The sequence below is a fragment of the Peribacillus sp. B-H-3 genome, from assembly GCF_048572925.1.
Lineage (GTDB): Bacteria > Bacillota > Bacilli > Bacillales > DSM-1321 > Peribacillus.
The window spans coordinates 3,356,098-3,375,380 of sequence record NZ_CP183879.1 but is presented as its reverse complement, the minus strand read 5'-3'; the positions used below and the strand labels follow the sequence as shown (position 1 = coordinate 3,375,380).

Annotated in this window: 21 protein-coding genes; 20 read left to right on the top strand and 1 reads right to left on the bottom strand. The window is 42.9% G+C overall.

What is annotated here, in order from left to right; all coding sequences use genetic code 11:
• Nucleotides 1–3: 3 nt before the first annotated feature.
• The 20 genes from ACN6MY_RS16770 to ACN6MY_RS16675 all read left to right on the top strand — a co-directional run bounded on the left by ACN6MY_RS16770 (nucleotide 4) and on the right by ACN6MY_RS16675 (nucleotide 18,196).
• On the top strand, nucleotides 4–711 hold the full coding sequence (locus ACN6MY_RS16770; protein WP_419881213.1) for a demethylmenaquinone methyltransferase: 708 nt from the start codon (nucleotides 4–6) through the stop codon (nucleotides 709–711).
• 33 nt (nucleotides 712–744) lie between these two features.
• The gene (gene hepT / locus ACN6MY_RS16765; protein WP_419881212.1) at nucleotides 745–1,707 is read left to right on the top strand and encodes a heptaprenyl diphosphate synthase component II; all 963 of its coding nucleotides are present in this window, start codon (nucleotides 745–747) and stop codon (nucleotides 1,705–1,707) included.
• Nucleotides 1,708–1,801: 94 nt separating this feature from the next.
• Nucleotides 1,802–2,248 carry a nucleoside-diphosphate kinase gene (gene ndk / locus ACN6MY_RS16760; RefSeq protein ID WP_419881211.1) on the top strand — a complete coding sequence of 149 codons (447 nt, stop codon included), beginning with the start codon at nucleotides 1,802–1,804 and terminating at the stop codon, nucleotides 2,246–2,248.
• 145 nt (nucleotides 2,249–2,393) lie between these two features.
• A complete protein-coding gene (locus ACN6MY_RS16755) occupies nucleotides 2,394–3,167 on the top strand; it encodes a CheR family methyltransferase (protein ID WP_419881210.1) in 774 nt (257 codons plus the stop codon).
• A gap of 257 nt (nucleotides 3,168–3,424) precedes the next feature.
• A complete protein-coding gene (gene aroC / locus ACN6MY_RS16750; RefSeq protein WP_419881209.1) occupies nucleotides 3,425–4,597 on the top strand; it encodes a chorismate synthase in 1,173 nt (390 codons plus the stop codon).
• A gap of 3 nt (nucleotides 4,598–4,600) precedes the next feature.
• Nucleotides 4,601–5,689: a 3-dehydroquinate synthase gene (aroB, locus tag ACN6MY_RS16745; RefSeq protein ID WP_419881208.1), complete on the top strand. Its 1,089-nt coding sequence runs from the start codon at nucleotides 4,601–4,603 to the stop codon at nucleotides 5,687–5,689.
• 17 nt (nucleotides 5,690–5,706) lie between these two features.
• Complete coding sequence (gene aroH, locus ACN6MY_RS16740) at nucleotides 5,707–6,072, top strand: chorismate mutase (RefSeq protein ID WP_419881207.1); 366 nt, start codon at nucleotides 5,707–5,709, stop codon at nucleotides 6,070–6,072.
• A gap of 170 nt (nucleotides 6,073–6,242) precedes the next feature.
• The gene (gene hisC / locus ACN6MY_RS16735) at nucleotides 6,243–7,361 is read left to right on the top strand and encodes a histidinol-phosphate transaminase (protein WP_419884194.1); all 1,119 of its coding nucleotides are present in this window, start codon (nucleotides 6,243–6,245) and stop codon (nucleotides 7,359–7,361) included.
• 140 nt (nucleotides 7,362–7,501) lie between these two features.
• A complete protein-coding gene (locus ACN6MY_RS16730) occupies nucleotides 7,502–8,605 on the top strand; it encodes a prephenate dehydrogenase (RefSeq protein ID WP_419881206.1) in 1,104 nt (367 codons plus the stop codon).
• A 21-nt stretch (nucleotides 8,606–8,626) separates the two neighbouring features.
• Nucleotides 8,627–9,916 (top strand): 3-phosphoshikimate 1-carboxyvinyltransferase, encoded by a 1,290-nt coding sequence (aroA, locus tag ACN6MY_RS16725; RefSeq protein ID WP_419881205.1) that lies wholly within the window; start codon nucleotides 8,627–8,629, stop codon nucleotides 9,914–9,916.
• Nucleotides 9,917–10,347: 431 nt separating this feature from the next.
• Nucleotides 10,348–11,619, top strand: a complete 1,272-nt coding sequence (locus tag ACN6MY_RS16720; protein ID WP_419881204.1) for a tetratricopeptide repeat protein — start codon at nucleotides 10,348–10,350, stop codon at nucleotides 11,617–11,619.
• 44 nt (nucleotides 11,620–11,663) lie between these two features.
• On the top strand, nucleotides 11,664–12,209 hold the full coding sequence (locus ACN6MY_RS16715; protein ID WP_090989424.1) for a ReoY family proteolytic degradation factor: 546 nt from the start codon (nucleotides 11,664–11,666) through the stop codon (nucleotides 12,207–12,209).
• Nucleotides 12,210–12,726: 517 nt separating this feature from the next.
• A complete protein-coding gene (locus ACN6MY_RS16710; protein ID WP_419881203.1) occupies nucleotides 12,727–13,185 on the top strand; it encodes a YpiF family protein in 459 nt (152 codons plus the stop codon).
• A 159-nt stretch (nucleotides 13,186–13,344) separates the two neighbouring features.
• Nucleotides 13,345–13,842 (top strand): ubiquinol-cytochrome c reductase iron-sulfur subunit, encoded by a 498-nt coding sequence (locus ACN6MY_RS16705; RefSeq protein ID WP_071351191.1) that lies wholly within the window; start codon nucleotides 13,345–13,347, stop codon nucleotides 13,840–13,842.
• A 14-nt stretch (nucleotides 13,843–13,856) separates the two neighbouring features.
• On the top strand, nucleotides 13,857–14,531 hold the full coding sequence (qcrB, locus tag ACN6MY_RS16700) for a menaquinol-cytochrome c reductase cytochrome b subunit (RefSeq protein WP_071351192.1): 675 nt from the start codon (nucleotides 13,857–13,859) through the stop codon (nucleotides 14,529–14,531).
• 54 nt (nucleotides 14,532–14,585) lie between these two features.
• Nucleotides 14,586–15,350 carry a menaquinol-cytochrome c reductase cytochrome b/c subunit gene (locus ACN6MY_RS16695; protein WP_071351193.1) on the top strand — a complete coding sequence of 255 codons (765 nt, stop codon included), beginning with the start codon at nucleotides 14,586–14,588 and terminating at the stop codon, nucleotides 15,348–15,350.
• Complete coding sequence (locus ACN6MY_RS16690) at nucleotides 15,325–15,570, top strand: hypothetical protein (protein WP_419881202.1); 246 nt, start codon at nucleotides 15,325–15,327, stop codon at nucleotides 15,568–15,570. The genes ACN6MY_RS16695 and ACN6MY_RS16690 overlap by 26 nt, the downstream gene beginning before the upstream one ends.
• 437 nt (nucleotides 15,571–16,007) lie before the next feature.
• The gene (locus ACN6MY_RS16685; protein ID WP_419881201.1) at nucleotides 16,008–16,601 is read left to right on the top strand and encodes a DUF1405 domain-containing protein; all 594 of its coding nucleotides are present in this window, start codon (nucleotides 16,008–16,010) and stop codon (nucleotides 16,599–16,601) included.
• A 74-nt stretch (nucleotides 16,602–16,675) separates the two neighbouring features.
• Complete coding sequence (ypjB, locus tag ACN6MY_RS16680; protein ID WP_419881200.1) at nucleotides 16,676–17,461, top strand: sporulation protein YpjB; 786 nt, start codon at nucleotides 16,676–16,678, stop codon at nucleotides 17,459–17,461.
• A gap of 57 nt (nucleotides 17,462–17,518) precedes the next feature.
• The gene (locus ACN6MY_RS16675) at nucleotides 17,519–18,196 is read left to right on the top strand and encodes a zinc metallopeptidase (RefSeq protein WP_419881199.1); all 678 of its coding nucleotides are present in this window, start codon (nucleotides 17,519–17,521) and stop codon (nucleotides 18,194–18,196) included.
• A 53-nt stretch (nucleotides 18,197–18,249) separates the two neighbouring features.
• On the opposite strand, the gene ACN6MY_RS16670 is transcribed toward ACN6MY_RS16675, so the two are convergent.
• Nucleotides 18,250–19,122 (bottom strand): YitT family protein, encoded by an 873-nt coding sequence (locus tag ACN6MY_RS16670; protein WP_419881198.1) that lies wholly within the window; start codon nucleotides 19,120–19,122, stop codon nucleotides 18,250–18,252.
• Nucleotides 19,123–19,283: the final 161 nt, after the last annotated feature.

Sequence of the window (19,283 nt, the reverse complement as noted above, 5' to 3'; positions counted from 1 at the left end):
GATTTGGAATCAAAAGAAGAAAGAGTCCATCATGTATTTGAGAAAATATATGGAAATTATGATGCGATGAATTCTGTCATCAGCTTTAAACAGCATATAAAATGGCGGAAAGCCACGATGCAGGTTATGGATGTTAAACCTGGATCAAAAGCTCTGGATGTCTGCTGCGGAACAGCTGATTGGACCATTGCGCTTGCTGAAAAAACAGGTCCGAAAGGCAAGGTCACTGGTCTTGACTTCAGCAAAAACATGCTGAAAATCGGTGAACAAAAGGTGAAGAACCTTAAAGCGGACAACATTACTCTTATACATGGCAACGCAATGGAACTGCCGTTTGAGGATAATAGCTTCGATTATGTGACAATTGGCTTCGGGCTTAGAAACGTTCCTGATTATATGACAGTGCTGAAGGAAATGTACCGTGTCCTTAAACCCGGCGGAATGGCTGTATGCCTTGAAACGTCCCAGCCGACAATGGCCGGTTTCAAACAAATGTATTATTTCTATTTCCGATTCATTATGCCGCTTTTTGGAAAATTATTTGCTAAAAGTTTCAGCGAATATTCATGGCTTCAGGAGTCTGCCCGTGATTTTCCCGGCATGAAGGAATTGGAAGCAATGTTTAAAAAAGCGGGCTTTGCCAATGTAAGTTATAAAGCCCATACCGGCGGAGTAGCTGCCTCGCATTTTGGATATAAAACTGATAAATAGTAGCAAAAGCATTTGCAAAGCTGGGTGGAGTTTATGAAATTTAAAATGTTGTATTCTTTCTTGAATACGGATCTGCAATTAATTGAAAAAGAACTAGAGGCTGCCATACAGGCTGAATCTCCTGTTTTAACAGAAGCGTCTTTGCATTTGCTGCAATCAGGCGGGAAAAGGATTCGCCCGGTTTTTGTATTGCTGGCTGCACAGTTTGGGAACTATGATATTCATGTTGTAAAACATGTTGCTGTATCGCTTGAACTCATTCATACTGCATCACTTGTGCATGATGATGTTGTGGATGATTCCGATTTGCGCAGAGGAACTGCTACCATTAAATCGAAATGGGATAATCGCGTCGCTATGTATACAGGCGACTACATATTTGCCCGCTCGCTTGAAATGATGACGCAGATATCAGACCCCCTTGCTCATCAAATCCTTTCGCATACCATGGTGGAGCTGTGTGTCGGAGAAATCGAGCAAATCCAGCATAAATTTTATTTTGAACAAAACCTGCGGACTTACCTGAGAAGAATCCGCCGCAAGACAGCTCTGCTGATTGCTTCAAGCTGTCAGCTTGGGGCCTTGGCTGCGGGGGCAGATGAAGAAATACATAAAAAGTTATTCCGCTTCGGATATTATGTCGGCATGTCCTATCAAATCACAGATGATATTCTTGACTTTACATCATCAGAGAAAGATCTTGGAAAGCCTGCAGGAAGTGACCTGATCCAGGGGAACATTACTCTGCCTGTTTTGATAGCCATGAAATCCCATGGTTTAAAACCCTTGATAGAAACAGTCCATGAAGGAATGGACGCAGATAAAATGCCTGAAATCATCAATGCCATTAAGAAATCGGGAGCCATTGATGAAGCGTCAAAAATAAGCAGTGCCTATCTGGATAAAGCCTTTAGGGAGTTAGACGGACTTCCCTCCATCAGGGCAAAAAGAGCACTATCCGAAATTGCCAAAAACATTGGCAAAAGAAAGTTTTAAGGGTATATATTGCGTATTGAGGCAAACCATGATAATATTTCTACGACTGCCTGAAAAAGGCAAATCACTTAATACATAGTGGGAGTGGACAATTATGGAAAAGACGTTTTTAATGGTCAAGCCTGATGGCGTACAACGTAACTTAATCGGTGAAATCGTATCAAGATTTGAAAAAAAAGGTTTCCACCTTGCTGGAGCAAAGCTTATGCGCATTTCTGAGGAGCTTGCAGAAAAGCATTATGGTGAACATAAAGAACGTCCATTCTTCGGTGAACTAGTTAATTTCATCACTTCCGGCCCTGTATTCGCAATGGTTTGGGAAGGCGAAAATGTTATTAGCACAGCACGCCAAATGATGGGTGCTACAAATCCTAAGGATTCAGCTCCTGCTACAATCCGCGGCGATTTCGCAGTAACGGTAGGCAAGAATATTATTCACGGATCTGACTCACCTGAAAGCGCTGTTCGTGAAATTGGCCTGTTCTTTAAAGAAGAAGAACTAGTGGAATATTCAAAGCTGATTAACGAGTGGGTATACTGAAAATAGGTTATCAAGGCCAGAACTTTTAAAAGAGTTCTGGCCTTATTTTTTAAAACCAAGAAAAATCATTAGAACCATAAAACTATGCTCCCATTGATCCGATATACCTAATTAGATGGAATAATTAACAGGGAGTCGTTGGAATATGCCACGGGATTATGAACAATTTATCATCAGCATTAAAAATCTGACAGGCATTGATTTGTCTCTTTACAAAGAAGCTCAAATGAAACGCCGGTTAACATCATTATATGAAAAAAAAGGCTTCAAATCCTTTGGGGAATATTTTCGTGATATTCAAGGAAATCCTGCCCTTCTTCACGAATTCCTGGACAGGATTACAATCAACGTTTCTGAGTTCTACCGCAATGCAAAACGCTGGGAAGTGCTCGAGAAAAAAATCTTGCCCCGTTTGATCGGATCTTCAAAAAAACTGAAAATCTGGAGCGCTGCTTGTTCAACAGGGGAAGAGCCTTACACGATGGCCATGGTGCTTTCCCGGTGGCTCCCGCTTTCACAGATTGAGATACTTGCTACAGATCTTGATGAGAATGTATTGGCCAGGGCCAAAACTGGTGTTTATCCTGAGCGTTCATTAAATGAAGTACCCCTGGAAATGAAGAAAAAGCATTTTTCAAAAGAAGGGGAATATTATCTGGTCTCAGATGAGATAAAAAAAACCGTCACCTTCCAAAAACACAATCTGCTTGCTGACAGGTTTCAATCTCAGTATGATTTGATTGTATGCAGGAACGTCCTGATTTATTTTACTGAAGAAGCCAAAAACTCTTTGTACAAAAAATTCAGTGAATCATTAAAAAGCGGAGGAGTTTTCTTTGTAGGAAGCACGGAGCAGATTTTCAACCCGTCACAATTTCAATTTGAAACAGAAGATACTTTTTTCTATAAAAAGATTTAGATTACTGTCTTTCAGAGATGGAAGAGTTTTTTTCGGCATTTTAATGATTTATAATGAGGTTGTGTATCCTATCTGTGGATACTCAGCCTTTTTTTAATAGATGGCCGCTGCATGGAGCCAAATATCAGAATAGAGCATGAACAAGGATTTATTTTTAGATGACCGGAAGAATTTTTTGATGTATCGCAGGCCGTTTCATGATAAAATGTGTTATATTAGTACATACACGCTTTACAGCACAAAAGGAGTGAAGGAAATTGAGATATTTAACAGCTGGAGAATCACATGGTCCGCAGCTTACTGCGATAATCGAAGGTTTGCCAGCAGGCATGCCGATTACAGAAGGAGATATTTCGGAAGAACTGGCCAGGAGGCAAAAAGGTCATGGCCGCGGACGCCGGATGCAAATTGAAAAAGACCAGGCCTTCATTGCCTCAGGCATACGGCATGGTTATACGCTGGGCTCGCCGGTTGCCTTGGTTGTAGAGAATAAAGATTGGAAACACTGGACCAAAATTATGGGCAGTGAACCCATCAGTGAAGAAGAAGCAGAAGAAGTTAAACGAAAAATAACCAGGCCCCGTCCAGGGCATGCGGATTTAAACGGCGGAATTAAATACGGACACAGAGATCTGCGCAATGTACTTGAACGCTCTTCAGCACGTGAAACAACAGTAAGGGTTGCCGCAGGAGCAGTGGCGAAAAAAATGTTATCTTTGCTTGGTATCGAAATAGCTTCACAGGTTCTTGAAATTGGCGGCATTAAGGCGGAATCACTTCCATATAGCTCGCTGAAAGAACTGAAGGATGCAACGGAAGCATCGCCTGTTCGCTGCTTTGATAAAGGTGCAGAACAGAATATGATGGATGCGATTGATGATGCCAAGAAAAATGGCGATTCCATTGGAGGAATTGTGGAAGTGATTGTGGAGGGAATGCCAGCTGGAGTCGGCAGTTATGTGCATTATGACCGCAAGCTCGATGCCAGGCTTGCAGCTGCAATCATGAGTATTAATGCTTTCAAAGGCGCAGAGATTGGCATCGGTTTTGAAGCTGCCCATCGCTTTGGCAGTGAGGTGCATGATGAAATTGCGTGGGATCAAGAAAGAGGCTATTACAGGACAAGCAATCGCCTCGGTGGTTTTGAAGGCGGGATGACTACAGGCATGCCTATTGTCGTGCGCGGTGTAATGAAGCCGATCCCCACGTTATATAAGCCTTTGAAAAGCGTGGATATTGATTCCAAGGAAACATTCCAGGCAAGTGTTGAGAGAAGTGACAGCTGTGCCGTTCCTGCCGCCGCTGTAGTGGCTGAAGCAGTGGTTGCCTGGGAGCTTGCAGCAGCCATAGCCGAACAATTCCCTTCTGATCAATTCGGGCAGCTTGCAAGCTACCTGGAGGCATACAGAGAAGAAATTAAGGAGTTTTAATACATGGACAGGATTGATATCAAAACTTCTTCAAAAAATTATCCTGTTTTTATCGGAGAAGGCGTTATTGCTAACCTGCCGGAATTCATTGAGGAGCATGCGGCAGGGGCAAATAAAATTTTAATTATCACTGACGAAAAAGTGGCTGGGCTTCATTTGGATAAGGTGAAAAGCACCCTGTCCAATACAGGGAAGGACGTGCTGTCAATACTTGTACCGGAAGGGGAGTTTGCCAAAACGTTTGAAGTCTTTCTTGAGTGCCAAACATTCGCACTGGAAAATAATCTGAACAGAAAATCCCTCATCCTCGCTTTAGGCGGAGGTGCTGTTGGCGATTTGGCCGGGTTTGTCGCTTCCACCTTTATGAGGGGTATTCCATTCATACAGCTTCCCACGACATTGCTTGCACATGATAGTGCAGTGGGAGGGAAGACTGCCATCAACCATCCAGAGGGGAAAAACATGATAGGGACTTTTTATCAGCCTGAAGCTGTATTTTATGACCTTGATTTTTTAACCACACTCCCTCTCAAGGAGGTTAGATCAGGTTTTGCAGAAGTGATTAAGCATGCTTTGATAGCGGATGGCAACTTTTATCACTGGCTGAAAGAGAATATCACGGATTTACGATTCATAAGCAGCGGGCAATATCAGACTGTAATTAAAAAAGGAATAAACATCAAAGCGTCAATTGTTGGCCTTGATGAAAAGGAGACAGGAGTCCGGGCATATTTGAACTTTGGGCATACACTTGGCCATGGTGTTGAAAAGCTGATGGGTTATGGAAACTTCACTCACGGTGAATCAGTTTTGATCGGTATGGTATTTGCCCTGTACCTCAGCAAAAAATATAAAAACTTGCAATTTGATGAAATGGAATTCCTGCGCTGGGTGAAGAAGCTTGGCTATCAGACAGATATACCAAAGCAGCTCGATAAAAAACCTCTTGTGGAGTTAATGAAAAAAGATAAAAAAACCGTTTCGGAAAATCTGACATTTGTGCTTTTAAACGAAATTGGTTCGCCGCTGCTCGCTGATATGCCGGCCTCAGTTATCTTGGCTGATTTAGATTCCATGTACACCAGCAAGTAAACAAGGGAGGATGAGAAATGATTAGAGGAGTCAGAGGGGCAACAACAGTAAATAGAGACACAGAAAAAGACGTTATCGAAGCATCAGAGAAATTACTGTCTGAAATGATTTCAGCGAATGAAATTGAACCAGACTTGGTAGCTTCTGTTTTCATTTCTGTCACAGAAGACATTTCATCCGCTTTTCCGGCAAAGGCTCTGCGGCAGGTAAAAGGATGGAAATACGTTCCTGTCATGTGCATGACAGAGATTCCTGTGACGGGATCCCTGCCTGCCTGCATAAGGATTATGGTGCACTGGAATACAGAAAAAAGTCAGCAGGATATTCAGCATGTTTATCAGGAGAAAGCTGTGGCATTGCGTCCGGATTTGAAGGAAGCATGATGTATAACTTGCTCTAAGCGGCTGACTGCAAAAAATTGGAATGTTGCGGGAGGCAAAAGGGTGGCCTGACAAGAACTGTTTTTTTAGATACAAGCTAAACAGGCAGCATACTGTGATATAATTTAGTTATCTTTATTGCTTTAATGTGATGAAAAAAAGGAGTGGTCATGATGAAATGGAAAGAAGCCGTTCTTGCCTTAAAGCCTTATCAGCCTGGTAAATCAATTGAGGAAGTCAAGAGGCTATATAGCCTTGACAAGATTACAAAGCTTGCATCAAATGAAAACCCTTTTGGAAGTTCCGGCAAAGTAAAGCAATATCTTGCTGAGTTTAATGAATCTCTTGCGCTTTATCCGGACGGCTACGCCACACTGTTAAGAACAGCTGTTGCCCGGCATGCAGGGGTGAAGGAAACAGAATTGATTTTCGGGAATGGGTCGGATGAAATCATTCAGATGATTTCACGCAGCCTGCTTGCACCAGGTCTGAACACAGTCATGGCTGCGCCGACATTTCCCCAGTACCGCCATAATGCCGTCCTTGAGGGAGCTGAAATCAGGGAAATTCCGCTGATCGGCGGGGCGCATGATTTAGAAAAAATGCTGTTATCCATTGATGGAAATACAGCAGTCCTCTGGCTATGCTCACCAAACAATCCTACTGGCATTTATATAAACGAGACTGATCTGCGAAATGTACTGGATGCTGTTCCAAGCGACGTACTGGTTGTTTTGGATGAAGCATATTTTGAGTATGCAGTTGCTGATGACCTTCCTGATCCGTCAAATTGGATCAATGAATATCAGAATATCATCGTGCTGCGGACTTTCTCCAAGATTTATGGCTTGGCCAGCCTTAGAGTAGGATATGGAATGGCGAACGAAGATATCATTAAAAAACTGGAGCCTGCAAGAGAACCTTTCAACGTCAACACCCTTGGCCAAAGGGCTGCTATGATTGCAGTGGAAGATCAGGAATTCGTTGAAACATGCAAGCGTGTGAACCGCGAAGGACTCGGGCAGTACTATGCTTTCTGCGCAGAACAAAATCTTTTTTATTACCCTTCACAGGGGAATTTCATATTAATAGATTTTAATAGAGATGCTGATGAGGTATTCCAGTTTTTGCTTGAGCGCGGATTTATCACTCGTTCCGGAAAAAATCTTGGCTTCCCTACAAGTCTCCGCATTACAATCGGATCGCATGAGCAAAATGAAGAAATCATCCAAGTGATGAAAGAGTATGTAAAAGCTGCAAACGAAAAAGATGCCGCTGACACAGTGTTATGATTTATTGCCCGGCAGGTTAATCGTTAAGATCATGTAGCCGGATTTAATCAATTGGCCTGCATTTTATGAATGGCAGTTTTCCTGCATTTTTTTGCTTAAGCTGACACTGACCGGCAACATTAAAAAAGCGGGGGGAAAACATGGCCAAAAAAGTATTTGTCATCGGAATGGGTTTAATAGGCGGATCACTAGCAAAAAACATTAAAATGGGACATCCTGATGCTGAAATCACGGGATATGATATCAGTGAAAAGAATATCAAACTTTCGAAGCTGCTTGGAATTATAGATGAATCAGCCGATTCCCTTCAAGAAGGGGCCCTTGAGGCAGATCTAATCATCATTGCCGTTCCAGTAACAGCGGCAGAAAAAGTCCTGGATGCATTGTCCAGTCTTCCTCTAAAGCCGGGGGTGCTGGTTACAGACGCAGCAAGCACCAAAAGCACCATTGTGAAAAGAGCTGAAAAGCTTTCCGCAAGCGGAATCACCTTCATAGGCGGCCATCCTATGGCAGGTTCGCATAAAAGCGGTGCTGGTGCAGCGAAAGATAACCTCTTTGAAAATGCCTTCTATCTTCTTACTCCCGGCATTGGGATTGAGGATGAGCATGTGGAGAAATTGAAAGGGTGGCTCATAGGCACTCGGGCAAATTTTCTTGTTGTTTCTCCGGAGACACATGATTTGCTGACAGGCGTCATCAGCCATTTTCCTCATATTGTAGCCGCTGGCCTTGTTAAACAGGCGGAAGGCTACAGCAAAGAAAATAATCTGGTCGCAAGGCTTGCTGCAGGAGGATTCAGGGATATAACAAGGATTGCTTCAAGCAGTCCTGACATGTGGCGTGATATCCTCTTGCATAACAAAGATGTACTGCTTGCACTCATGGAAGATTGGCTTGACATGATGAACGAAGTTAAAGCATTTATGGCAGCGGAAGACGGCACGGAAATACACCGTTTTTTTAAAAATGCTAAATCATTTCGAGATGAATTGCCTCAAAGTGCAAAGGGGGCCATCCCTGCATTTTACGATTTATATATAAATATCCCGGACTTTGCAGGTGTCATTTCAGAAATAACCGGCTATTTGGCAAATGAAGAAATCAGCATTACAAACATCAGGATCCTCGAGACTAGAGAAGAAATCTACGGAGTGCTAGTCATCAGCTTCCAGACAGATGAGGACAGAAAAAAAGCAGCAGCTTGCATAGGCAGATTAACCGACTATGAAACAATCCTGGCTTAATATACAAATAGGGGGATGTCAGTGAATACTAGAAAACTTCAAACTAAAATCTCCTCATTGCGGGGATCTATTAAAGTACCGGGTGATAAATCAATATCACATCGGTCTATCATGTTTGGGTCAATTGCTGAAGGAAAGACCACTGTTGAAAATTTCTTGCCGGGTGCAGATTGCCTGAGCACGATTTCATGCTTTAAGGCACTTGGCGTCCAAATTTCCGCTGATGGGGATTCTGTCTCTATTATCGGGAAAGGACTGGAAGGGTTAATAGAGCCAGTTGAGCAGCTTGATGTGGGCAATTCAGGAACAACCATCCGTCTCATGATGGGCATTTTAGCCGGAATTGACTTTCATGTCTCCATACAAGGTGACTCTTCCATTGCAAAAAGGCCGATGAACCGCGTCGTTCAGCCATTGCGCCAAATGGGTGCCAAAATTGACGGCAGGAAAGATGGGAACTTCACACCCTTATCACTTAGGGGGGGACAGCTCCGCGGAATCCGTTATGAACTGCCTGTTGCAAGTGCACAGGTTAAATCATCCATCCTTCTCGCTGGACTGCAGGCAGAAGGGGAAACAGTGATTATTGAACCGGAGAAAACAAGAGATCATACAGAAAGAATGATTTCGCTTTTCGGAGGGGAAATTGAAAAAGACGGCCATAAAATTACGATTAAAGGCGGCCAGAAATTAAAAGGTACGCATATTTCTGTTCCCGGTGACATATCATCTGCTGCCTTTTTTATGGCCGCAGCAGCCATAACGGAAAATAGTGAAGTGGTCCTGGAAAATGTAGGGCTGAATCCTACCAGAACCGGCATCATTGACGTATTGAAGGAAATGGGAGCTGATATTACTATTGATCAAGCAGAAGAATCCGGTGAGCCATACGGCACAATAACCGTGAGATCTTCTCAATTGAGGGGGATAACCATAGGCGGCAGCCTGATTCCAAGATTGATTGATGAAATTCCGATCATCGCCCTCCTTGCTGCTCACGCTAGCGGAACGACGATCATTAAGGATGCCGCAGAATTGAAGGTAAAAGAAACGAACCGGATTGACACAGTTGCAGGAGAGTTATCCAAACTGGGTGCTGACATTCTGGCTGCTGATGACGGATTAATAATCAAAGGCGGAAAACCCCTTGCCGGAAACACTGTTTCGAGCCATGGAGACCACCGCATCGGCATGATGCTGGCAATAGCAGGACTCATTACAGAAGGAGAAATGAATCTTACTGGCTCTGAGGCTATAGAAGTTTCATATCCGCAGTTTTTCGATCATTTAAATACTCTCCTTCCATCGTAGCACCAGGTATTTGCCTGGTGTTTTTTATCATTTGTTCAAGTTTCTCCTGAAAAACGGCTTTTTCTGGCCTCAGGCTTTGCTTGTCAGGGATTCCAGAATATCAGCGCCCATCTTCCGTGAAAAAGGAAGGAAGCTTATTGAATTATTGGCCTAGAATTGAAGGAAAACCGCATCGTGCTGGAGAAGCCATGGATAGGGAATTACGAAAATCCAGGCAAGCAAGGAGTGCGAATGGAAATGCCGAACGTAATTATGATAAACTTATAATCGCAGCATTAATAATGCGATAAGTCAGGCGGCGGAAATTATGCAGGCTGAAGTAAAACAGTGCAAGGCGCTGTGTGATGCCAGTTACGGCTTTTCCTGCTGCAATTTTTTAATTTCACCGAATACTGCAGGTGCAGACTGACTATCACAGGAAGGAAAATTTCATGAATATAGTGGATAAAGCCATTCAACATTTGAAAAAAGGCGAATTAAAAGACGCCTATGTTCATATAAATCGAATTAAAACCTCTGAATCAGCTGAGGATATGCTGGTTTTGGCAGATGAAATGCTTCAGCTGGGTTTTATTGAGGAAGCAAAAGATATATTTGAACATTTGCTTAAGCTGTACCCTAATGAAGGGGAGCTTATTGTCTCCCTTGCTGAAATTCTTATTGATTTGGATCAGGAAGATGAAGCCATGCTGCTGCTTGAGAAAGTTAGACCTGATGATGACCTTTATCCAAGTGCACTGCTGCTGGAAGCTGATTTATTCCAGCTTCAGGGAATGGACGAAGTCAGCGAAAGAAAACTGCTGAAAGCAAAGGAACTGCTGCCGGACGAAGTCCTCATTGATTTTGCATTGGGAGAGCTTTATTACCAGCAGGGAAGAGACCAGGATGCGGTGTCAAGCTACATAAAAGTGCTGGAGCAGCAGGAAGAGATAGGCGGCACTAATGTGAATCAAAGAGTTGCAGAGGCACTAAGCACCTCCGGAAAGTTTGAAGAAGCTCTTCCGTACTTTGAAAAGGCCCTGAAGGACAAACTGGAGATCAACACTTTATTTGAATATGCCTTCACAGCCTACCAGGCGGGCATGTATCAAACGGCGGCAACAAAGTTCACTGAATTGAAAGAACTGGATAAAGAGTATCATTCACTTTATCTGCACCTTGCAAAAACATACGAACATCTTGAAGACCTGGATTCTGCACTTGAAACTGTAAAGGAAGGAATCCGGGAAGATGAATTCAATAAGGAGCTTTATTTTTTCGGCGGAAAAATCGCCCTGAAAAAAGGAGTTTCAGAAGATGCAGAGAAATTATTCAGAGAGGCGATTGCCATTGATCCAGGATACCTTGAAGCGGTGCTGACTCTTATCAAATTGCTAATGCATGAAGAAAGATATGATGAAGTGCTCGAATGCATCGAAAGTGTAAGGGAATATGGAGAAGACGATCCCCAGTTTGAATGGATGGCTGCAGTTAGCTATCAGAAAAATGAGCAATATCAAGAGGCATTAAAGAGCTATCATAAAGCATATAATTCATTTAACAGCAATGAAGATTTTCTAGAAGATTACGGATTCTTTTTAATTGAAGAAGGAGACCGCCATACCTCCAGAGAAATATTTACTAAGCTTACGAAAATGAATCCTGCAAACGATGATTATGCAATGATGCTAGACCGGCTTGCAGAAGAACCTGATTCAATGTAGGTTAGCCAGGGTGGGAAAATCTAATACAGAGGAGGGAACTCATGGTGGCTGCCCCTGTATCTGTGAACGAAAAGAAAGATTTTATACGGTGGTTTTTAAATCATTATCAGCTTAAAAGAAGGGAATGCGTCTGGATATTAAATTACCTGATGAGCCATGACCAGCTGATGAAAAAAGTTCATTTTGTGGAGCATGCACAGTATTGCCCGCGGGGCCTGATCATGTCAACCCACTGTGTTGATGAAGCTCCTTTCAGATTTTATAAGTCAAATATCATGACAACGGATGCTGAAAAGTCCTTTCATGACATCCGCCTTAACCGGGAAGAAGATATATTTATCCAGCTGAATTTTAAATCTGCTTATTCTTCCTATCAATATGCTTCAGTGCTTGAGAATAATCCGTTTATGCCGAGAAGCACGGCTGGCAATGATAAGGATAAGATTCTCGCTGAGCAATTCCTGGAAAATACCATTTTGTCTTTCCAGAAAGACCGGATATTAAAGGAAATTGATGATGCGCTTGACAACAATGACGAAAAAATGTTTAAAACACTGACAGAAAAGCTTCTCAAGCTGCAAAAAGTCTGACAAGCATCCGACATGGCAAAAGCTTTACCGGTTTTAAGCCCCTGCCTGACAGGAAAATCACTGAAAAAGCCTTTAAATGGTAGCCTTTCTTAAAATGGCCGGCTGATTTCCGCTGCAGGATGCTTCGCTTTCCGCGGGGGCGGACGGTGCGCCTCCTCAGTGCAAGCTCCTGCGGGGTCTCACCTGTCCCGCTGATCCCGCAGGAGTCTCGCACCTTTCGTTCCAATCAACCTATTGCTATTATAAAGGTATTAACCAAACTTCACGATGCCAGATCCCTTATTTTTTAAGGGTTCTGGCTTTTTTGTCTTATAATGGAGATCACTATTCGAGTGCAGAAAAAATAATAAGTATAGCTAACAGGTTGAGTTTCAGGAAAGCGAGTACTCTAAGGGGAAGTTTTAAGAGCCTCTATAAGCTTGAGGCGAAGAATACGGGAGAAAGCAGGTATCCCAAATTAATGAAATAATGATAAAATATTGTATGACACCTAAAAAAGAATGGAGAAGTGAATGAAATGAAATGGATACCTGCTGATATTGAAATGTATAACGGGGCCAAGGATTTTGTGGATACGGTCCTGATTCCGCTGGCTCCCATTTCACTTGACAGCCAAATGAAGCAATCTTCTTCCATGTATGAATTCCTTGCCATATTATCCGCTGAAATTGAAAGGCAATTTAAAGGCAGGATTCTTCTAATGCCTTCGTTGACCTATTTAATGGAGGAGGAAAGAAACTATAGCTATGCTAACTCCTGGGCTGCAAAATTACGCGGGAATAATTTCAAGCATGTCTTTTTTCTTTCGTGTGACAGTGAATGGAAAAGATGTGAAAGCGAGCTTGAAGGTGGCCTCATCTGGATTCCGTCACTTCCTCTTGAGCATCTTGAACTGGCACAGGCACGTTCTCTTGTCAGTGAACAAGTGCGCCAGGTAATGGAAATATTCACCTTAAACTGGGAAAAAGCCATTTAGTTCGAATTTTGTGAAATTTGGCTCTGTAAGCGCTTAAATTATCCTGAGAAATATTGACCTTGTCGAATTATTGATATATCATTGTAATGTCCTAGTTTAATAGTGTTCTTATTTCATTGGTCCTTTGGACTCAGTTAAGTGATAAAGGGGGGAAAAAGCATGAGTAAACATAATGTTTCACGACGTCAATTCCTTAATTACACACTCACTGGTGTTGGCGGGTTTATGGCAGCGAGCGCGTTGATGCCAATGGTGCGGTTTGCTGTAGATCCTGTTCTTAAAACGAGCGCTGGCGGCAATTTTGTCGCTACCAAAGAAAAGGTCAGCGATTTAACCGATGAACCTAAACGTGTTGACTTCTCTTTCAAGGAAGTTGACGGCTGGTATGAATCTGAGGTTACAAACACTGCGTGGGTATATAAGGGAAAAGACGGTAAAATCGTGGCCTTATCACCTATTTGCAAGCATTTGGGCTGCACGGTCGGATGGAACACAGACAAAGGCAACCCAAATCAGTTTTTCTGCCCTTGCCACTATGGCAGGTACACAAAAGCAGGAGTGAACGTACCGGGTACTCCGCCGGCGAAACCGCTTGATATGTATGAAACCAAAGAAAAAGACGGAATTCTTTATTTAGGTCCAAAGAAGCCGCAATAAAGGGGGCGTAATCATTGTTAAACAAGATTTATGACTGGGTAGACGAACGGTTAGACATTACGCCATTATGGCGGGATATTGCTGACCACGAGGTTCCTGAGCATGTAAACCCTGCACATCATTTTTCTGCATTTGTTTATTGTTTTGGCGGGCTGACTTTTTTCATAACAGCCATACAAATTCTTTCCGGCATGTTTTTAACCATGTATTATGTTCCGGATATTAAAAATGCATGGCAGTCTGTTTACTACCTGCAAAATGAAGTCGCTTTCGGGCAAATTGTCCGCGGCATGCACCACTGGGGAGCAAGCTTGGTTATTGTTATGATGTTTTTACATACTCTCCGCGTATTTTTCCAGGGCGCATACAAAAAACCGCGCGAGCTGAACTGGATGGTCGGTGTACTGATTTTCTTCGTTATGCTGGCTTTGGGCCTGACAGGCTATTTGCTTCCTTGGGATATGAAAGCGCTATTTGCTACAAAGGTTAGTTTGACAATTGCGGAATCTGTTCCGCTTATCGGACCAGCCATCAAAACATTAATAGCCGGTGATCCGACAATTGTCGGTGCCCAGACGCTGACACGCTTTTTTGCCATCCATGTATTCTTCCTTCCTGCAGCGCTGCTGGCATTAATGGCTGGCCACTTCCTGATGATCCGTAAACAAGGGATTTCTGGACCATTGTAAAATTTCTGATTTATTAGTATTAATAACCTTTTCATAAAGGAGGGGGATTGTTCAATGCATAGAGGAAAAGGTATGAAATTTGTAGGCGATTCGCGTGTTCCTGCAGATCGTAAACCGAATATTCCAAAAGATTATTCGGAATACCCTGGCAAGACGGAAGCATTTTGGCCGAATTTCCTTCTAAAGGAATGGATGGTCGGGGCTGTTTTCCTTGTAGGCTATTTATGCGTAACCATTGCTGAGCCATCTCCGCTGGAACGGATTGCCGATCCGACAGATACTGGATATGTGCCGCTTCCTGACTGGTATTTCCTGTTTCTGTATCAGCTATTAAAATATTCTTATGCTTCAGGGCCTTATAATCTGATCGGGCTGATCATTCCGGGAATTGCATTTGGGGCATTGCTTTTGGCTCCATTCCTTGACCGGGGACCTGAAAGGCGTCCTGCACGCAGGCCGCTGGCAACAGGTTTCATGCTTTTGGCTGTCGCTTCAATTGCGTTTTTAACCTGGCAGTCCGCAGCACATCATGACTGGAAAGCTGCTAAGAAGCAGGGTGCGATTGTAAAAGCCAGCGCAATCGATAAAAACAGTGAAGGATATAAACTGTTTCAATCGAACGGATGCATCAGCTGCCATGGAGCTGAGCTGACAGGCGGAGGCGCAGCACCAGCACTGATGGACAATGGCCTTAAACCGGAAGAAATCGCCAAAATAGCGAAAAACGGCCGGGGAGCCATGCCAAAGGGGATGTTTAAAGGAACAGATGCACAACTAAAGGTGCTTGCTGACTTTGTTTCTAAAGCTAAAAGCAAGTAAAACTAAAATTGACAGGCCAAGAACCGGGACTTCTGTAAATAGCAGATTTTTCGGTTTCCTGGGGACCTGGAGACAAAAAATCCGTACTTATTCCATAATTTTGGAAGAAGTACGGATTTTTTATGTTCATAGTTCTCTTAATCAATTTGAGGAAGCGGCTGTATTGCCTGAGTATGATGTTGTATCCATCAATGGAAATGGCCAAATCGAAAAGATCTGATTCCTAAAAGAATAAGGAATTTGACCTCGTGAACATTCGTTAATGTTTTATAAAGGCTCTTTTCTTTATGATGGTTGTTTCTTAATGTGTGCCATTGTTAAGTCAGGCTGATTGGAGCGTAAGGTGAGACTCCTGCTTAGATTAGCGGAACAGGTGAGACCCAGCGGGCGCAGCCTGGGAGACTCACCACCCGCCCCGCGGAAAGCGAGCATCCGGCAGCGGAAATCAGCCGCCAATTTAACAAAGGCATCCTTTAAAGTCTTATTCAATGTCTTCGGTCAGTACCGCCGGTTTTTTGCTATTTTACCAGAAAGAGCATGAAGCTACTTAAAAACCATACTTTTAATCTTCAAAAAGCGGAGGGAGCTATGAAATCATCTGTAAAAAGGATAAAATAATATATTGAAAGTAATGACTTAGCAGGAAGAGGTAGGAAAATGAATATGCTATACGGATTTTTTGCCAACAAACACACATTAAGACTGCTTCTGGCTGTAAATGTTCTCGGCACAATATATGGATATTACTGGTACGGCTATCAGCTGAAGGAGACACCGGCAATTTTCCTCCCATTCGTCCCGGACAGCCCTACTGCAACCCTTTTCTTTGTCTTTGTCCTTGTAGGATTTATATTGAAAAGAAATTGGGGACTCATGGAAGCGCTGGCCCTTATCACTTTATTCAAATATGGGATATGGGCAGTGGTCATGAATCTGCTTACTCTTGCCACTACAGGCCATCTGCCATGGGAAGGGTATATGCTGATTTGTTCACATGGGGCGATGGCGATTCAGGGCATTTTGTACTCCCCGTTTTACAGAATTAAAGCCTGGCATCTTGCAGCAGCAGCTGTATGGACTGTTCATAACGACATCATTGATTATGTATTCGATATGATGCCCAGGTACAGTGATTTATGGATGTATATGAACGAAATCGGATATTTTACATTCTGGCTTAGTATACTATCTATTTTTGCAGGATATTATTTTGGTTATAGAGAAAAACGTTTTACTCTGAAGATCCAATAATTTTGGATTCAAAGGGTCATACTCCCTTTCCTGTTCTCATATTGTGTAAAGAGAAATGAGGAGGGACAAGGGGTATGATAAAAAAAATTCTGTTGCTGGCTGCCGCATTCCTTACAATAACCATTTCCAGTGTTCACGCCAATTCCTCTTCTGTTTTAGGACAATTGGATGATATATCGGATGATTCCCTGCAGCTGGCGAAGGTTGGAAAATACAGCGATTCTGAAAAAATGCTTCTTTTTTTCTCTGATAGGTTCATAAAAGGCAAAAAGCAGATATTCAACATGGACGAGTTAAGAGTCATAACAGCATCCCATGATGAGGCGCTTACTGCAATCAGGGATAAACGGGCAAGCGCCAGTAAAAAGGTGGATGCTGTCACTAAATTCCGTCTTGTGATGGACGCTGTAAAGTCCAACAGGCAGCCTCTGTGGACTTCAATGGAGGACCCTATGATGACTGCCTTCAGCCAGACAAAGGAAGCTGTTAAAGAAAAGGATTCTAAACAGTTTCATAATCAAATTAGCATCCTGCTGAATCAATATAGCGTCATACATCCGAGCTTAAAGGTAGATCTTTCAAAGGACACCCTAGAGAAGCTGGATGCAAGGGTGAATTTTATAAAGCAGTATGAGCCTGGTCTTTTGTCAGATGAATCTGGCCAAAAGGAATTGGACGGGCTGCAGCAGGATTTAAAATCCATTTTTGATGATATGTCCAAGGATGAAGCGGACCCTTCATTATGGTGGGTAATCATTACAACAGGAAGCATTATCATTTTGACTTTATCTTATGTAGGCTGGAGAAAATACAAAGGGGGAGAGGGAACCGAAAGTCCGAGGAAAGAACGCAATGATTGACAGGGAAGTAATCCCCTCCTAAAATAAGACTTATTACAGCGAGAACAGGAGGCTAATATGTATTTTATTTATCTTGCGATCATTATTTTGATCCCTCTTTTTGCGCAATCAAGAGTAAAAAGCGCGTATAGAAAATATTCACAGGTTCCTTCTTCGTCAAGAATGACAGGCGCCCAAACTGCCCGGACTATACTGGACCAGAACGGTCTTTATAATGTTACTGTTGAAGAAACTGCCGGGGTGCTGAGCGATCACTATGACCCCGGTGCAAAGGCAGTGCGGCTGTCTTCAGATAATTACCATGGCTACTCGCTTGCGGGTTCTGCCATTGCGGCCCATGAATGCGGCCATGCCATCCAGGACCAGAAGAGGTATGCATTCCTTAGGTTCCGGCATGCTTTAGTACCGGTCGCCAATCTAGGTTCGAATGTATCCTGGATTCTGATTCTTATAGGAATATTTGCCCATCTCTCAGGGCTCCTGCTGCTTGGAATCGTATTTATGGCAGCGGCCGTGCTATTTCAGATCATTACACTTCCCGTTGAATTTAATGCCTCGTCCCGCGCCATGGATCAAGTCGTCTCGCTTGGCATTATCAGGAATGATGAAGAGCGGGAAACGAAAAAGGTCCTGAATGCCGCCGCTCTCACTTATGTTGCTGCAGCTACTGTCGCAGTCGCTGAATTAGCAAGATTAATCCTTGTTTATACAGGGATTTCAAGAAATGACGATTAAATCAAAAAAAATCCTCCTGATTTCAGGGGGATTTTTTTTGAAATGTACTAAAGTTACCTTTGTATCGGGTTTTTATTTTCATCAAGCGTGAATCCTTCTCCTAAAACATCATGCACTTCGCTGACCGAAACAAAGGCATGCGGATCAACAGAAGTAATGGCATTCTTCAGCCTCATTAATTCATTTTTTCCGACCACGCAATACAGTACATCACGGTCTGTTTTAGAAAAAGATCCATGCCCGCGCAGAACTGTAACTCCCCGGTCCATTTCTTTCATGATCTTATCTGCGATTTCTGTGTTTTTATCGCTGATAATCATGGCGCCCCTTGCTGAATAAGCGCCTTCCTGCATGAAATCCACGACTCTGGCGCCAATGAAAACAGCGACAAGGGTATACATTGCCTGGCGATAATCCAAGTAGATGATAATGGAAAGGGTGATGACAACTGCGTCAAACATGAACATGGTCCTGCCCATGCTGCGCCCCCAGAATTTATGGGCCAGCGTAGCAATGATATCGACGCCTCCCGTAGTACCGCCAAACCGGAAGATAATTCCCAGTCCAATACCTACAAAAACACCAGCAAATAAGGCAGCCAGCATCAAATCATGGCCAAGGGCAATTTTCAGCTGATATTTCTCGAAAACCCAAAGCCATATCGATAATCCTACAGTACCTACAATTGTATAAAGAAAGGAGGTTTTCCCAAGATATTTCCATCCGATGAAAAAGAGGGGAACATTCAGGATTAAGTTAGAATAAGAAGGATTTAAACCAAATACCTGATAGATAATTAAGGTAATCCCAGTAAACCCGCCTTCTGCAAGATGGTTTTGCATATTAAAGTGTACGAGCCCAAATCCGAAAATGGCTGAACCAAAGAGGATAAACAAAATATTTTTAATGCGCAATCCGAAAAACATGCGGAAAATACCTCCAATGTAAATAAATGAAAATGCCAAAAATCTCAATGTTCATTATTATATAGGAATAATCAAGTAACAGCAATAATCAGCCTGACAGCGAAAATCTTGTCATTATCGCAACTTTTAGCTAACATGAAGAAAGAATAGAAGAATCAGCA

Excerpts from the sequence above, each read along its gene's own strand:
- hepT (WP_419881212.1), top strand. The coding sequence starts at position 745 with ATGAAATTTAAAATGTTGTATTCTTTCTTGAATACGGATCTGCAATTA.
- ndk (WP_419881211.1), top strand. The coding sequence starts at position 1,802 with ATGGAAAAGACGTTTTTAATGGTCAAGCCTGATGGCGTACAACGTAAC.
- ACN6MY_RS16755 (WP_419881210.1), top strand. The coding sequence starts at position 2,394 with ATGCCACGGGATTATGAACAATTTATCATCAGCATTAAAAATCTGACA.
- aroB (WP_419881208.1), top strand. The coding sequence starts at position 4,601 with ATGGACAGGATTGATATCAAAACTTCTTCAAAAAATTATCCTGTTTTT.
- aroH (WP_419881207.1), top strand. The coding sequence starts at position 5,707 with ATGATTAGAGGAGTCAGAGGGGCAACAACAGTAAATAGAGACACAGAA.
- hisC (WP_419884194.1), top strand. The coding sequence starts at position 6,243 with ATGAAATGGAAAGAAGCCGTTCTTGCCTTAAAGCCTTATCAGCCTGGT.
- ACN6MY_RS16730 (WP_419881206.1), top strand. The coding sequence starts at position 7,502 with ATGGCCAAAAAAGTATTTGTCATCGGAATGGGTTTAATAGGCGGATCA.
- ACN6MY_RS16720 (WP_419881204.1), top strand. The coding sequence starts at position 10,348 with ATGAATATAGTGGATAAAGCCATTCAACATTTGAAAAAAGGCGAATTA.
- ACN6MY_RS16710 (WP_419881203.1), top strand. The coding sequence starts at position 12,727 with ATGAAATGGATACCTGCTGATATTGAAATGTATAACGGGGCCAAGGAT.
- ACN6MY_RS16705 (WP_071351191.1), top strand. The coding sequence starts at position 13,345 with ATGAGTAAACATAATGTTTCACGACGTCAATTCCTTAATTACACACTC.
- ACN6MY_RS16695 (WP_071351193.1), top strand. The coding sequence starts at position 14,586 with ATGCATAGAGGAAAAGGTATGAAATTTGTAGGCGATTCGCGTGTTCCT.
- ACN6MY_RS16685 (WP_419881201.1), top strand. The coding sequence starts at position 16,008 with ATGAATATGCTATACGGATTTTTTGCCAACAAACACACATTAAGACTG.
- ypjB (WP_419881200.1), top strand. The coding sequence starts at position 16,676 with ATGATAAAAAAAATTCTGTTGCTGGCTGCCGCATTCCTTACAATAACC.
- ACN6MY_RS16675 (WP_419881199.1), top strand. The coding sequence starts at position 17,519 with ATGTATTTTATTTATCTTGCGATCATTATTTTGATCCCTCTTTTTGCG.
- ACN6MY_RS16670 (WP_419881198.1), bottom strand. The coding sequence starts at position 19,122 with ATGTTTTTCGGATTGCGCATTAAAAATATTTTGTTTATCCTCTTTGGT.